The following is a 13,805-nucleotide window of genomic DNA, read 5'->3' as shown; positions in this document are numbered from 1 at the left end:
GTGAATCCCCTATTCATTCCATTGTTAATCAAAAAGGCTGACCGCGACCAAAGCGGGTCGCCATTCTAACCAAGTTATCCACATCTGTCATGGCAATTTCCACAGATTTTGCGCAAAAAGCAGTCATGGTGGATAAATTTAAATTTAAAAAGCTGGTGTGGATAAGTTTATCCGCAAGCTGTGGATAAAATATAGCACAAAGTTATCCACAAAGTATAAAATTAATAAAAACAGTTTTATCCACAAACTAAGCTTTTGTTTATTCAATGAAAAATTAGCTTTTCCACAGAAAAAGTCCACCCTAATAGTAATAAATTTAAATTTATAAATTTGAATTTATTTATAAGATTCGGTTCTTTTGTGGATAACTGAGAAAAGTTTAAATTTAAATTTAAAACTCAGGAGTTAAATTTAGATTTCACATAAGTTGTGGATAACTATGTTGATATAAGTGTTAATAACTTATATTTAATTTTAAAACAAATGGTTATATTGTGGTTAACTTATATATAAGTATTTGAATACAATTTCTTTAATCCCTATTTACAATTTTAATTTCAGTCTTATTTGAAAAGAAAATGGCTTTTGCATTGACAGCTCAAGCAATGAGCACTAAAATCGCGGACCTTTATAGAAAGATCATTTTTGGAGTTTCAATATGAAACGTACATTCCAACCATCTGAATTAAAGCGTAAACGCGTTCATGGTTTCCGTGCTCGTATGGCTACTAAAGCTGGTCGTCAAGTTCTAGCTCGCCGTCGTGCAAAAGGTCGTCACAGCTTAACTGTTTAATCAGTTAGGCTTTGCCGATTTTGGGTGTTATGACTACACTTTATAGTTTTGGTACAGAGCTTCGTTTACGCTGTGCTGCAGATTATAAAGGAGTCTTTGATGGTGCGCTTTTTAAAGTGCATCAACCCCATTTCCTTTTTCTTGCAAAACATTCCGAACTGCCAAACAGCCGTTTGGGTTTAGTTGTTGCTAAGAAAAAAGTGCGCCGTGCGCACGAACGAAATCGAGTAAAACGACTTGCTCGCGAAAGTTTTCGCCTGCATCAACAGCAACTAGATGATTTGGATATTGTGGTTATGCCTAAAGTAGGTATAGAAGCGGTACCGAACGCAGAGTTGCATCAGCAATTACAATTTGCCTGGCAGAAACTCAACCGTCTTGCCAAAAAGCATTCCAAAATAGCATCATCCTCCCCACAAAAGTAGAGATGGCCAATGGTACGTTTACTGCATTGGTTAATACGTTTCTATCAGATTGCGATTAGTCCTTTATTGGGACCACGCTGTCGTTATATTCCAACATGTTCTCAATATTCCTTGGAAGCAGTCCATACACATGGAGCTGTAAGTGGTGTGTGGCTGGCTACTAAGCGTATTTGCCGTTGTCATCCGTGGGGTGGCTCTGGATATGATCCGGTTCCCCCGAAAGCGATTCGTTTTATTTCATTTCAGCAAATAGATTCTCAAACGCTTCACGTTGCTGTACCCTTTCGTGATCGTTTATTGAACCAAAATCACTCTAACCACTTGGGGTAATACATATGCAACAATGGGCCAGGATTGCAATTCTCGGAGCCATGTTTGTTGTCGCATATTTGCTCATTTTGGCGTGGCAAAAAGATTATGGCAATGCTGAAACCAAACCACAGCAAGAAGCTGCGGTTGTTTCACATGAAGTATCTGCAGATTTGCCAAATGCTCAGACGGCGACGACCGCCTCTGATCTGCCACAAGCAAATATGCCAGCGCAGCAAGCAACGGATGCCACCGCACCTGTAAGTCAGCAGCTTATTTCAGTACAAACTGACCTTTATCATCTTTGGATCAATCCTAAAGGTGGTGATATTGTTCGTGTTGAATTACTCAATCATGACAAGAATAAAGACAGCGATGAACCGTTCGTTATGCTGGAAAGCGATGCGAAACGGACTTATGTCGCTCAGTCGGGTCTGATCGGTCTTAATGGACCGGACAGCAGCCGTAATGGCCGTCCAACCTATGAGCTGGAAAAAACGGTTTATACACTGGCAGATGCCAAAGCCGCTAAAAATAAAGATGGCGAAACTGTCAAAGTACTTTCTGTACCTATGGTCTTTAAAACGGCTGATGGTGTAGAAGTCATTAAAACCTTCAACTTTACTGAAGGTGAATATCCGGTAGTTGTGAATCACAAAGTGGTCAACCGCAGCGGCCAGACCTGGCAAGGTCAGATGTTCGGTCAGATCAAACGTGACAATTCCGAAGATCCTGGTAAATCTGATCAGGGTATCTTCACACTGGGAACGTTCCTGGGCGGCGCTTGGGGTACACCGGATGAAAACTACAACAAGTTAAAATTTGACAACTTTGTTGAAGAAAAACTGAATACTGAAGCCAAAGGTGGCTGGGTTGCAATGGTTCAGCACTACTTTGTGAGTGCCTGGGTGCCAGGTAACCTGAAGCTGACTCAAGCCAATGGTGAAGCTTACAGCGCAAAGCTGGAATCACGTAAATCAACTGATAACATGAATATCATTGGTTTTACTTCTCCAACTTTCAATGTGCCTGCAGGCACCGTAGCTGAAATCGATGCGACCTTCTACTCTGGTCCAAAAGTTCAATCGGAGCTGAAAGACCTAGCGACTGGTCTGAACCAGACTGTAGACTATGGCTGGTTATGGCCAATTGCCAAACTGCTGTTTGTTGGTCTTGAGTTCTTCCATGGTCTAGTGGGTAACTGGGGCTGGGCAATCATCCTATTAACCGTACTGGTGAAACTGATCCTATGGCCATTGTCGTCGAAGAGCTACCGCTCTATGGCGAAAATGCGTGTGATTGCACCTGAAATGCAACGCATGAAAGAAGAGTTCGGTGAAGACCGTATGCGCTTCTCTCAGGAAATGATGGCACTGTACAAACGTGAGCAGGTGAATCCACTTGCTGGCTGTTTACCATTGTTACTGCAAATGCCAATCTTCCTGGCCTTGTACTGGGTATTGATGGAATCGGTTGAACTGCGTCATGCCCCATGGATGTTCTGGATCCAAGATTTATCTTCAATGGATCCTTGGTTCATCCTGCCATTGATCATGGGTGCGACCATGTATATTCAGCAGATGCTGAATCCGCAGCCAACTGATCCAATGCAGGCGAAAGTGTTCAAGATTATGCCAGTGATCTTTACAGTATTCTTGCTGTTCTTCCCGGCAGGTCTGGTGTTGTACTGGATTGTGAACAACTTGATCACGATCTTGCAGCAAACACTGATCAACAAGTCGGTTGCCAAAGACCGTGCTAAACGCGATGAGGTAACACCAGTCAACTAAGTTGTACTGATGGGCTGAATAAATCCGCTTAAGATGGTAATCTTGAGCGGATTTTTTTTGCTGTGCTTTTAAGTTTTTCTAGGTGAATGTTATGCTCGACCGAACTACGATTGCTGCGATTGCAACTCCCCCAGGACGTGGCGGTGTAGGTGTCATTCGCCTGTCGGGTCCCAAGTCTTATGAAATTGCCCAGGCTTTGAGCCAAAAAGATTTGCCCAAAGCCCGTTTTGCTGGGTTTCGCCAGTTCTATGATGCAGCCGGCGAAGTGATGGACGAAGGTCTGGTGATCTGCTTCCCGAATCCGAATTCCTTTACTGGTGAAGATGTAGTGGAACTACAAGGTCATGGTGGCCCGGTGATTCAGAATGCGCTGCTAGGCCGTTTGCTGGAACTGGGTGCCACTGCAGCCAAAGCCGGTGAATTCTCGATGCGTGCCTTTGAAAATGGCAAGCTGGATCTGGTACAGGCGGAAGCCATTGCCGATCTGATTGATGCGACCTCCCAAGCTGCTGCCCGGTCTGCCGTACGTTCGCTGCAAGGGGCATTCTCAACCAAGGTGAATACGGTATTAGAACAGCTGATTCACCTGCGCCTGCATGTCGAAGCGGCGATCGATTTCCCGGAAGAAGAAATTGACTTTCTGGCTGATGGCAAGATTTTAAACCTACTAGATGGCGTAGCGAATGCCGTCACTCAGGTTCAGCAATCTGCACGTCAGGGTCAGTTACTGCGTGAAGGTCTGCAAGTGGTAATTGCCGGTAAACCGAATGCAGGTAAATCATCCCTGCTCAATGCCCTAGCAGGTAATGAACGTGCGATTGTAACCGATATTGCCGGAACAACCCGTGATGTATTGCATGAAAAGATCACATTGAATGGCCTGCCGATTACCCTGACTGATACTGCTGGTCTGCGTGAAACCGGCGATATCGTGGAAAAAGAAGGTATTCGCCGCGCGATTAAAGAAATTGAACAGGCCGATCTGCTGTTGCTGGTTTATGACCTGAGCCAAGGTGATGACCCATTACAACTCGCTCAAGAATATTTTGCCGAACATCTCGAGCCGAAACGTCTGGTCCTGATCGGGAACAAAGCGGATTTGACCGGTGCCGATGCTGTCATGGGAGATTTTAACGGCTTCCGTCATATTACTGTCTCAGCCAAGCAGGAAACTGGCGTTCAATCGCTCATAGATGCGATTACAGCGCATGCAGGCTTCCAGCCGGAGGAAGATACCTTTATTGCCCGTACCCGCCATTTAGACGCAATGAAGCGCACTCAGATGTACCTAGCTGAAGCACGTGAGCAACTTGTTGTTTATAACGCAGGTGAACTGGTCGCAGAGTCTTTACGTCTAGCACAGAATGCACTGGGCGAGATTACCGGTGACTTTAGTGCTGATGACCTGCTGGGCAAGATCTTTGGATCATTCTGTATTGGAAAATAATCCTTAAGTTATATAAAAAAGCCCTCATTCGAGGGCTTTTTTATTAGGCTTTTACCTGCAGTTTTTGATGCCATAACCACAAGATTAGACAGAGTGCACTGATCACTACACAGAAGCTGATCACGGCAAATCCTAAGCCGAAGTGATCAGCCAGATACCCCACCGCGATAATCGGCACAATCGTGCCCAAATAGCCAATAAACAGGTAAGTCGACATCACGGCTGCCCGATTTTGCAAGGTTGTGATCGCATGAATCACACCGAATGCGCCCATTAAGGCAAAACCATGTCCAATCCCGAATAGGATATCACTGGCAAAGAACAAGATACTTGCTTTAAGGATCATACAAAGAGCAAGACTAACCAAGCTCACCAGCATAATCATCAGGCCAATATTCAGACATTTTTTTGCAGGAACAGCTTTAGCAAAGAACTGCACCACAGCAGAAATCAGCAAAATGCAGGTAATGGCGGTACCACTGACCAAAGGACCATGCCAGGGCAAGATATCCTGCACAAAAGACGGTGACAGTGAAGCAAATAAACTGAAAGCAGCAAAGGCATTAAATGCAGTTAATCCCACAATCATGAACACAGCATGATACTGAGGTTCAGGACGCAGTAATTTCGGTGCAATACTAAAAAGCTGACGTTCAAAAGCAGGGGTTTTTAGCCAGAATAATCCGACAAAACACAGCACTGCCCCAAGAATAATTGGGAGGTATGGAGTAATTAATGGAGCTTGAGAAAACTGCGCAATTACCCCACCCACAAACGGCCCCAAACCAAAACCTATAGCCGTCAGAATCGATACCAGTTGTGGTGCAAGCTGCTTATGAGTCTCTGGAATGGTTTGCATCATGCCTAGCATTGCTGAAGTGGTCATCAGGCCTGAAGCAATACCAATAATAAAACGGCCCACCGACAAAATCAGCGCATTCTCGGCAAAAACTGAAATGACCAAGCCGATGCTAATAAATACCAGGCCAATTTGCAGGGTTCTTAAGAAACCAATCGTGTTGCTGGTACGTCCCAGGAATAACAAGGTACCCAGACAGCCAAACATATAGGCGACAAAAATATAGGTAATCTGGCTTGGGGATAAATGCCAGATCTGTTGATAAATGGGGTAAAGCGGACTTGCCAGTGCTGTGCCGATAGTACCCATAATCAATGCAAGACTGACCATGGCGAAAGGTCGCCATGAGATATTTTCTGTCATGTAGCTGCCGTAAAAGTTTCACCACACTTTAAAAAGAATGATGTGGAAGAAAGAAGAGAATGGGTGGCAGTGTATCGGTTAGATGAAAAAGCGGTCAATTATCTTGCTGTAAAGAAAACAAAAATGTTGAACTAAACAATTAGCCATAACGCTTTAATAATTTTAAAAACTCAGCCAGCTCTTCTTCATTGACCGCAGCTTCTCCAATGACATGCTCTTTTAAATGAGTCTCGATCAATTCATTCATTAAACCGTTTATGGCACCTTTAACGGCTGCAACCTGTTGCAGGACCTGAATACAGCCTGTCTCAGGATTCTGGAGAGACTGCTCTACGGCGTTCATCTGACCTTGCAAGCGCCGTACCCGGTTTAATATTTTTTTATCATCATGTACATGACTCACCACAAATCTCCAAAAATAAATATACTAGGGGGGAGTATTAATAACAGTTTCCTTTTATGCAAAAACATACCGCCGATTCGCACAGTCATCAATTTGATGAAGGTAATCCACTCGCACAGAAAAAGATTCTGTTTGCCACGATTCTGACCGCCGTCATGATGGTGCTGGAAGTATTAGGGGGGATGGATCTTCCAGTCAATGGCTTTACTTGCTGATGGCTGGCATATGGGCTCGCATGTGTTGGCCTTGGGACTGGCTTACTTTGCCTATAAAGCGGCCCGCCATTATGCGGATGATCCCCGCTTTAATATGGGCACCTGGCGGATTGAAATTCTGGCCAGTTATAGCAGTGCGATTTTATTACTCGTCGTAGCCGGGTTTATGGCGATTCATTCGGTAGAACGCCTATTTTCGCCAGTTCAGATTCATTATAACGAAGCCATTCCAATCGCGATTCTAGGACTATTGATTAACCTGGCCTGTGCCTGGTTGCTGCATGATGATGGGCACCATCACCATGATCATCATCATGGGCATTCCCATCACGAGCATGATAATAATCATGGTCATCATGACTTGAACCATAAAGCGGCCTTTCTGCATGTGGTTGCTGATGCTGTAACTTCTGTTCTGGCGATTATTGCTTTGATTGCTGGAAAATATATGGGCTGGGATTTTCTCGATGCAGTACTGGGACTGGTCGGCTCAGTCCTGATTGCACGTTGGGCGATTGGCCTGCTAAAGCAAAGTGCCAAGACTTTACTGGATGCCGATATGGATGCCCCAGTGGTCGACGAAATACGTGAAGTCATTGCTGAATATGGAAATGATCTACACTTAACTGACCTGCATGTATCGAGAGTCGGTAAAGGTAAATTTTCCTGTTTTGTTGCCGTTCAAACAGGAATCCCCATGAGTGCTGATCAGATCCGTGAGGCGATCTCTATTCATGAAGAAATCGTACATATCTCGGTGGAAGTGAATCCGTATTAAAGGGTTAATGTTCCACGTGAAACATGGTTGATTGATCAATTCGATTTGAAAATCACGCTACATAAAATAGTCAGAATTTTCTTTGTAAAAAGACTAGAATTGAAACACATTTAACTTGGACCTGAGCAGGACATTCATGCAAATAAGAAATATGCTGCTGGCTTTGACCCTCTTCCCTGGCCTCAGCTTTGCCAATGTGGATACGGTTAAAGCCAATCTGGCAAAAAACAGTCCCAACCTGAAAATTGAAAATATTCAGCCTACCGAAATGAAAGGAATCTATAGCGGTACCATGCAGGGGCAGATTGTCTATCTGAATGAAGATGCCCAGCATCTCCTAGCCGGTTCAATGTTCCGTATCCAGGATCAGCATAATCTGACTCAGGATTTATTACTCAAACAAAACAGTGTCGACTGGAAAAAGTTACCGCTTCAGGATGCGATTAAATCAGTCAGAGGGACAGGAAAACGTCAGCTTGCCATCTTTTCTGACCCAAATTGCCCGTATTGTAAACAGCTTGAAGTAGAGCTGAAAAAACTTAAAGACGTCACCATTTATACTTTTATTCTGCCTTTAAAACAGCAGTCAATTGCGCCATCTAAACAAGTTTATTGTGAAAAAAATCCGGCCCAGGCCTGGGAAGACCTGATTGGTCAAGGCATACAGCCTAAATCGAAAAAGAGCTGTAGCAATCCAATTGAACGTAATAAACAGCTGGCACAATCACTCGGTGTAAATGGCACACCAGCAATTATTTTCTCGAATGGTTTTAAGGTCATGGGCGCTCAGCCAGCAGAACAGATTGAACAAGGCTTCAAAGAATTCGGCCTGTAAAATTCTGACCATGATCAGCAAATAAAAAAAAGAGCACCTATCTAGGCGCTCTTTTTTATGAAAGTAACTTATTCCAAGCAGAGCTTAGATCCGTTTACGTTTAGTCACCATATTATAGATAAACAGGATGACTACGGCACCGATCACTGAGGCAATAAAACCTGCGGCAGAATCTTGAGAATACAAGCCCAGCATACGTCCGGCAAAGGTCGCAACCAGTGAACCGGCAATCCCCAGCAGGGTCGTAACAATGAATCCAGCTTTGTCATCACCAGGATGAATCGCGCGTGCAACCAGACCCGCAATAAAACCCACCACAATCGCAACGATAATTGACCACATCAGCATACTCCTTGTTATCATGTCTTTGTTTTTACATCAGGTTTATCTTGCGGCAAGAAAAGCACTGAAAAAAGTCATGTCCTGCAACGGGCTGTAGTGTTTTTGTTCTCTGTGTTACTGAAATGATTCAAGAAATAAAAAAAAGTGGCACGAAGCCACTTCTTTTAAACTGGTTCTTAAAGACCGATTTCACCAATAAATGGAATATGACGGTATTTTTGATCATAGTCCAGGCCATAACCAACAATGAACTTGTCTTCGACTTCAAAGCCCAGGAATTTTACTTCCAGCTCGATTTCACGACGTGAAGGTTTACTCACCAGAGTGCATAGTTCAATTGAGTTTGGCTGACGGGTTTGCAGGATTTCCAGGACTTTGCTTAAGGTATTACCTGAGTCGATAATATCCTCAACCACTAGCACATCTTTACCACGGATTTCACCGTCCAGATCTTTCAGGATTTTGACATCACGGCTCGAAATCGTACCACCGCCGTAGCTGGATACAGTCATGAAGTCGAGTTCATGTGGCTTGGTAATGGCACGACACAAGTCTGCCATGAAAATCACTGAACCGCGTAATAAACCGATAAGTACAAGCTCTTTGTCACTATTGGCATAGTGTGCATCGATTTTAGCACCAAGCTCTTTGACTTTAGCTTGAATTTCTTCAGCGGAAATCATTACGCTCATTTGAACGGTCATGGGTAGATACCTAAAAAATAAAAATAGCAAAATAAAAAAGGTGTTGACCTGCAACACCTGAATTGCAGCAATTTTAATACATCCTTGCTTGAGATGCACCTGTTTTACTTGCTGTAAATGTAATCAATTTTTGGGCTGCTGTGAATCTTTCTTCAGCGCAAAGGCACAGACGGCGACGATTGCAGCCAAAATGATCCGACGCTGGCGCGATTTATTGGGCTTTGACATAGACAGCCTGTCCATAGACATAAGTTGCTGCAATATTACGGTCATCTCCCAGCATGGTCAGTGCAAAAAAGGTATCTTCAATATTTTTAGCCCTGCTCTGGCGCAGTTGTTGTAAAGCGGTGGCATTGAGATCCAGCACCACAAAGTCTGCTTCTTTGCCCACATTGAAATTCCCCAAGCGGTCATCCAGACTTAAGGCTTTCGCACCACCTAGGGTCGCATGATATAGCGACTCAAAAGCCGAAAGTTTTTCTCCTTGCAGCTGTTGCACTTTATAAGCCTCATTCAGGGTTTGCAGCTGGTTAAAGGAGGTTCCTGCCCCGATATCGGTACCCAAGCCGACTTTTACGCCTTTATCCCAGGCTTTCTTTAGCGGAAATAAACCACTACCCAGGAACAGGTTTGAGGTTGGGCAGAAGGCAATCGCAGAGTCGGTTTGATGCATACAATCCCACTCCCCTTCTTTCAGATGCACACAATGCGCAAATACGGATTTAGCGCCGGTCAGCCCATAATGATGATAGACATCCAGATAGCCTTCACGTTCCGGAAAGAGTTCTTTTACCCAGGCAATCTCATTTTTGTTTTCACTGAGATGAGTATGGACATAGACATCTGGATATTCGGCTTTTAACTGCCCTGCTTTTTCTAGCTGTTCAGGTGTTGAGGTTGGAGCAAAACGTGGGGTAATCGCATAAAGATTACGTCCTTTACCATGCCATTTCTCAATCAGGGCTTTAGAGTCGCTATAGGCGGATTCTGCGGTATCAGTCAGGGCTTCAGGTGCATGGCGGTCCATCAGCACTTTACCGGCAATCAGTCGCATATTCTGTGCCGTAGCCGTTTCGAACAGTGCTTCTACCGAAGCCGGATGAACGGTACAGAATACCAAAGCTGTGGTTGTGCCATTCTTCAGCAGTTCCTGAATAAAAAACTGTGCAATTTTCTGGCTATATGCCGGATCCTGAAACTGGATTTCAGTCGGGAAAGTATAGGTATTTAACCATTCCAGTAGCTGTTCACCATAAGCACCGACCATTTCGGTTTGCGGGAAATGGATATGAGTATCGATCATGCCCGGAATGATGAGCTGTTCAGGATAATGAGTAACATCAAGACCTTCAGGAAGCTGCTGCTGACCTTCCTGCCAGGAACCAAACCACTGGATTATTCCATTTTTTATGATGAGTAAACCATCTTCTATATAACGCACTTGGTCGTGAATTTCACGTGCTTGGGCAACTGTATTCTGGATATCGAGGAAACGACCGCGGATGGCTGTCGTCGCAATGTGAGAAGACATTGGAAACCTGCACTTTGTAATTTTTTCGATTGATTGTAGCTGAAAAGTTCTACCTTGTAAGGGAAATACACAACTAAAATCCCCTGATTTTAATCATGCAAAATAGCGGCCAAGATCAGAGCAATTATCACGAGATATTTAAATTAGATTTAAATAAAGAAAATGATGCTAATTAAAGTAGTAAAAAGATTATTAGCCTAGAATAAAAAAGCCCGCATTTTGCGGACTTATTAGGAATAAGGAGGAAATTATTTATAGCGCTGTTTCATTGTATTTTTTGCTATGACGGATCGATAACCATGCGGTAATCGTCAGCACAATGACAATAAAGCTCAGGGAAATCCAGATCGGCATATGGAATACTTCCAGCATCAGCATCTTGAAGCCGATAAAGACTAGAATAATCCCGAGGCCATAAGGCAGATAATACATTTTCGATGCAGCACCAGCGAGCAGGAAGAACATGGCACGCAGACCCAGGATCGCCATCAGGTTCGCCGTTAAAACAATAAAGGGATCGGTGGTGACAGCAAAAATAGCCGGAATTGAATCTACCGCAAAGATCACATCAGAAGCTTCGACCAGAATCAGCACCAGAAATAATGGCGTTGCCCACAGGACACCGTTCTGATGCACAAAAAATTTATTGCCACGCATTTGCGGCGTAATCCGGATATGTTTACGTAGCCATTTCAGAACCGCCATATCTTCAATATTGGTATGCTCTTCTCCCTGACCGCGCAGGAATTTAAAACCGGTATAAACCAAGAAGGCACCGAAGATATACAGAATCCATGAGAATTCCTGTACGAACCATGCGCCAATAAAAATAAAGATGGTCCGCAGAATAATGGCACCCAAAACACCATAGAGCAGCAGCTGGCGTTGCAGTGCAGGAGGAATGGCGAAGGCAGCAAAGATCATCAGCCAGACAAAGACATTATCAATTGCCAGGGATTTTTCCAGCAGATAACCGGCAAAGTATTCCATCACCTTCTGGTTTGCCAGAGCAGCACCTGAAGTCTGTTCTAGATACAGCCACAATGCACCACCAAACAGGGTCGCTACACTGACCCAGGCAACACTCCAGTAGGCGGCAGTACGAACTTTGGTGGGCTGTCCGTGCTGATGCTTAAAGCCGATAAAATCGATAACCAGCATCACTGCAACGATAGTGAAAAAAGCCAGATACAGCCAGGGTGTACCAATTGTTTCCATGGGAATTCTCCACATCTGACAATCGGCCATAAAAAAACCTTGACCTGCTGTCAGATGAAATACATCTATAACAACATGATCAAGGTCTTGCCTACATCTTTGTGCTCTACTGGATGAGATCCAGTCGCATTTCAAGATGCTCAGATACCGACTTTTTGCAAAGTGTAATGACGATATTCTGACACGTTCAAAAACTGAAATTCCATTCTTAAACGTTTGGAGGAGGCTACTCCCCTTGTTCAAACTCAATTCTGTTTGAGCAATTGCTCAATATCAAATGAGCATGACAGATTTTGTGCATAATCACAAATTATTTTACAAAAAGTAGCGTTTAATCAGCAGTTTTGGGTAAAAAATCTAGGCGCTGAACCAGATAGAGACTGAGCAGAAATCCAAGGATTGCCAGCCCTGCTCCGGCCCAGCCAATGCTCGATAGTCCAATCTGAAGCGTAACTATACTGCCAAGCAAAGCTCCTCCACCAATACCGACGTTATACAGGCCGGAATAAATGGCCATGGCAACATCTGTGGCATCTGCAGCCAGGTTCAGGGTTTTGGATTGTAGAGCCAGGCTGAAACCAATGATGCTCAAACCCCACAGAAGAGATAAGCCAGAGAGGCCTGTGACTGTGCTCGACAAGGGCAATAACAGCAGCATGGAAATAACCAGTCCAAAAGTAAAAGCAGGAATAATCATTTTCGGAAACTGTGCGGCAAAGCGGCCAAACAGATAAGAACCCAGGAATCCTGCTCCACCATAAACCAGAAGTAAAGTCGTGGTCTGGGCTGAATCAAACCGGGCAATATTCAGGGAAAACGGTTCAATATAACTATAAGCGGTAAATTGCGCTGTAATCACCAGAATGGTGAGGACAAAGACCAACATCAGGCTTGGACGTTTGATCAGACTTTTTAAACTGCTGAGGGAGCCTGAATTAACACTTGGAAGCAATGGCAAGGTTTTGGCCAGAATCAGGCAAATGATCAATGCGAGACATGCAATCAGGGCAAAACTGTTACGCCAGCCATACGCCTCGCCAATCATCCGGCCAAATGGAATACCGAGCACCATCGCCATCGCCGTTCCTGTGGCCAATAAACCGAGTGCCTGAAACTCTTTACCTTTCGGTGCGACCCGAACCGCAAGTGAAGCGGTAATCGACCAGAACAAGGCATGCGCTATGGCAATTCCCACCCGGCTGATCACCAGCGTGCTAAAACTCCAGGCAAAATAGGACAGCACATGACTCAAAATAAAAACTGCAAAGACCAGCATCAGTAGAAAACGCCGTTCTATAGCTTTGGTGAGCAGCATGATTGGAAGAGATAGTAGAGCCACGATCCAGGCATAAATGGTCAGCATGATGCCAGCCTGAGTGGCGGACATGGCAAAGCTTTGCCCGATTCCACTCAGTAAGGCCACAGGAATAAATTCGGTAGTGTTAAAAATAAAAGCCGCGCAGGCTAAAGCGATGACACCAATCCATTGCTTGGTGACGGAAGAAGCGGAAGATGAGTCAGACATACGAATTTGCATGCAAAAAGATGCTGCATTCTAATCCTGTCTTTCTGAATTAGGGAGTAGCTAAAATTAAATTTTTGGGATGACATGTAATGACTCAAACTGGATCATCCGTGATCAAGCAAAATAGAGAAATAAAAAGTTATCAATATTTGAAAAAATTCACAGGAAATGATGAAAGAGAATAAAAAATTTCATCCAATATTAAAAACTTAACAATAATTCATATTATTTCTTGAGGAAGATGTTTTAAATTAAATAAACCAATAAT

Annotated in this window: 13 protein-coding genes and 1 pseudogene; 7 read left to right on the top strand and 7 right to left on the bottom strand. The window is 44.0% G+C overall.

All coding sequences use genetic code 11. From position 1 onward, the window contains the following. Positions 1 to 658 precede the first annotated feature (658 nt). The 5 genes from rpmH (at position 659) to mnmE (ending at position 4,764) form a co-directional block, all read left to right on the top strand. On the top strand, positions 659 to 793 hold the full coding sequence (rpmH, locus tag AC4MCC_RS14375; RefSeq protein ID WP_000831329.1) for a 50S ribosomal protein L34: 135 nt from the start codon (positions 659 to 661) through the stop codon (positions 791 to 793). Between the two features lie 29 nt (positions 794 to 822). After that, the gene (rnpA, locus tag AC4MCC_RS14370; RefSeq protein ID WP_034706193.1) at positions 823 to 1,218 is read left to right on the top strand and encodes a ribonuclease P protein component; all 396 of its coding nucleotides are present in this window, start codon (positions 823 to 825) and stop codon (positions 1,216 to 1,218) included. A 9-nt stretch (positions 1,219 to 1,227) separates the two neighbouring features. Then, positions 1,228 to 1,548 (top strand): membrane protein insertion efficiency factor YidD, encoded by a 321-nt coding sequence (yidD, locus tag AC4MCC_RS14365; RefSeq protein ID WP_419375191.1) that lies wholly within the window; start codon positions 1,228 to 1,230, stop codon positions 1,546 to 1,548. 5 nt (positions 1,549 to 1,553) lie between these two features. Further along, positions 1,554 to 3,317: a membrane protein insertase YidC gene (yidC, locus tag AC4MCC_RS14360; RefSeq protein ID WP_491885480.1), complete on the top strand. Its 1,764-nt coding sequence runs from the start codon at positions 1,554 to 1,556 to the stop codon at positions 3,315 to 3,317. A gap of 91 nt (positions 3,318 to 3,408) precedes the next feature. After that, the gene (gene mnmE / locus AC4MCC_RS14355; RefSeq protein ID WP_104426795.1) at positions 3,409 to 4,764 is read left to right on the top strand and encodes a tRNA uridine-5-carboxymethylaminomethyl(34) synthesis GTPase MnmE; all 1,356 of its coding nucleotides are present in this window, start codon (positions 3,409 to 3,411) and stop codon (positions 4,762 to 4,764) included. A gap of 43 nt (positions 4,765 to 4,807) precedes the next feature. On the opposite strand, the gene AC4MCC_RS14350 is transcribed toward mnmE, so the two are convergent. Both AC4MCC_RS14350 and AC4MCC_RS14345 read right to left on the bottom strand, forming a co-directional pair. Next, complete coding sequence (locus AC4MCC_RS14350) at positions 4,808 to 5,986, bottom strand: MFS transporter (protein ID WP_491885479.1); 1,179 nt, start codon at positions 5,984 to 5,986, stop codon at positions 4,808 to 4,810. Positions 5,987 to 6,125: 139 nt separating this feature from the next. Beyond that, the gene (locus AC4MCC_RS14345; protein ID WP_491885478.1) at positions 6,126 to 6,389 is read right to left on the bottom strand and encodes a metal/formaldehyde-sensitive transcriptional repressor; all 264 of its coding nucleotides are present in this window, start codon (positions 6,387 to 6,389) and stop codon (positions 6,126 to 6,128) included. A gap of 56 nt (positions 6,390 to 6,445) precedes the next feature. Between AC4MCC_RS14345 and dmeF the strand changes: the two are divergent. Together dmeF and AC4MCC_RS14335 are read left to right on the top strand one after the other, a co-directional pair. Further along, positions 6,446 to 7,382 (top strand): annotated as a pseudogene (dmeF, locus tag AC4MCC_RS14340) (CDF family Co(II)/Ni(II) efflux transporter DmeF). A gap of 136 nt (positions 7,383 to 7,518) precedes the next feature. Continuing rightward, complete coding sequence (locus AC4MCC_RS14335) at positions 7,519 to 8,217, top strand: DsbC family protein (protein ID WP_419365834.1); 699 nt, start codon at positions 7,519 to 7,521, stop codon at positions 8,215 to 8,217. An 84-nt stretch (positions 8,218 to 8,301) separates the two neighbouring features. Here the strand turns inward: AC4MCC_RS14335 and AC4MCC_RS14330 are convergent, their stop codons facing one another. The 5 genes from AC4MCC_RS14330 to AC4MCC_RS14310 form a co-directional block, all read right to left on the bottom strand. After that, positions 8,302 to 8,559, bottom strand: a complete 258-nt coding sequence (locus AC4MCC_RS14330) for a GlsB/YeaQ/YmgE family stress response membrane protein (protein ID WP_034171345.1) — start codon at positions 8,557 to 8,559, stop codon at positions 8,302 to 8,304. 176 nt (positions 8,560 to 8,735) lie between these two features. Next, positions 8,736 to 9,263, bottom strand: a complete 528-nt coding sequence (gene hpt / locus AC4MCC_RS14325; protein WP_004780337.1) for a hypoxanthine phosphoribosyltransferase — start codon at positions 9,261 to 9,263, stop codon at positions 8,736 to 8,738. 211 nt (positions 9,264 to 9,474) lie between these two features. Continuing rightward, complete coding sequence (gene guaD / locus AC4MCC_RS14320; RefSeq protein WP_491885477.1) at positions 9,475 to 10,794, bottom strand: guanine deaminase; 1,320 nt, start codon at positions 10,792 to 10,794, stop codon at positions 9,475 to 9,477. Positions 10,795 to 11,046: 252 nt separating this feature from the next. After that, positions 11,047 to 12,012 (bottom strand): TerC family protein, encoded by a 966-nt coding sequence (locus tag AC4MCC_RS14315; protein ID WP_419365836.1) that lies wholly within the window; start codon positions 12,010 to 12,012, stop codon positions 11,047 to 11,049. A gap of 331 nt (positions 12,013 to 12,343) precedes the next feature. Continuing rightward, positions 12,344 to 13,537, bottom strand: coding sequence for a sugar transporter (locus AC4MCC_RS14310; protein WP_491876870.1), 1,194 nt, complete (start codon positions 13,535 to 13,537; stop codon positions 12,344 to 12,346). Between the last annotated feature and the right edge of the window lie 268 nt (positions 13,538 to 13,805).

Source organism: Acinetobacter sp. CAU_H_56, from assembly GCF_058599425.1.
Note: the sequence above shows the minus strand (reverse complement) of the source record. Positions and strands in the feature narration are given on the sequence as shown.

Bases quoted from the DNA above. Each gene is read 5' to 3' on its own strand.
- guaD (WP_491885477.1), bottom strand. From the start codon at position 10,794: ATGTCTTCTCACATTGCGACGACAGCCATCCGCGGTCGTTTCCTCGAT.
- hpt (WP_004780337.1), bottom strand. From the start codon at position 9,263: ATGACCGTTCAAATGAGCGTAATGATTTCCGCTGAAGAAATTCAAGCT.
- AC4MCC_RS14335 (WP_419365834.1), top strand. From the start codon at position 7,519: ATGCAAATAAGAAATATGCTGCTGGCTTTGACCCTCTTCCCTGGCCTC.
- rnpA (WP_034706193.1), top strand. From the start codon at position 823: ATGACTACACTTTATAGTTTTGGTACAGAGCTTCGTTTACGCTGTGCT.
- yidD (WP_419375191.1), top strand. From the start codon at position 1,228: ATGGTACGTTTACTGCATTGGTTAATACGTTTCTATCAGATTGCGATT.
- rpmH (WP_000831329.1), top strand. From the start codon at position 659: ATGAAACGTACATTCCAACCATCTGAATTAAAGCGTAAACGCGTTCAT.
- mnmE (WP_104426795.1), top strand. From the start codon at position 3,409: ATGCTCGACCGAACTACGATTGCTGCGATTGCAACTCCCCCAGGACGT.
- AC4MCC_RS14310 (WP_491876870.1), bottom strand. From the start codon at position 13,537: ATGTCTGACTCATCTTCCGCTTCTTCCGTCACCAAGCAATGGATTGGT.
- AC4MCC_RS14330 (WP_034171345.1), bottom strand. From the start codon at position 8,559: ATGTGGTCAATTATCGTTGCGATTGTGGTGGGTTTTATTGCGGGTCTG.
- yidC (WP_491885480.1), top strand. From the start codon at position 1,554: ATGCAACAATGGGCCAGGATTGCAATTCTCGGAGCCATGTTTGTTGTC.
- AC4MCC_RS14315 (WP_419365836.1), bottom strand. From the start codon at position 12,012: ATGGAAACAATTGGTACACCCTGGCTGTATCTGGCTTTTTTCACTATC.
- AC4MCC_RS14350 (WP_491885479.1), bottom strand. From the start codon at position 5,986: ATGACAGAAAATATCTCATGGCGACCTTTCGCCATGGTCAGTCTTGCA.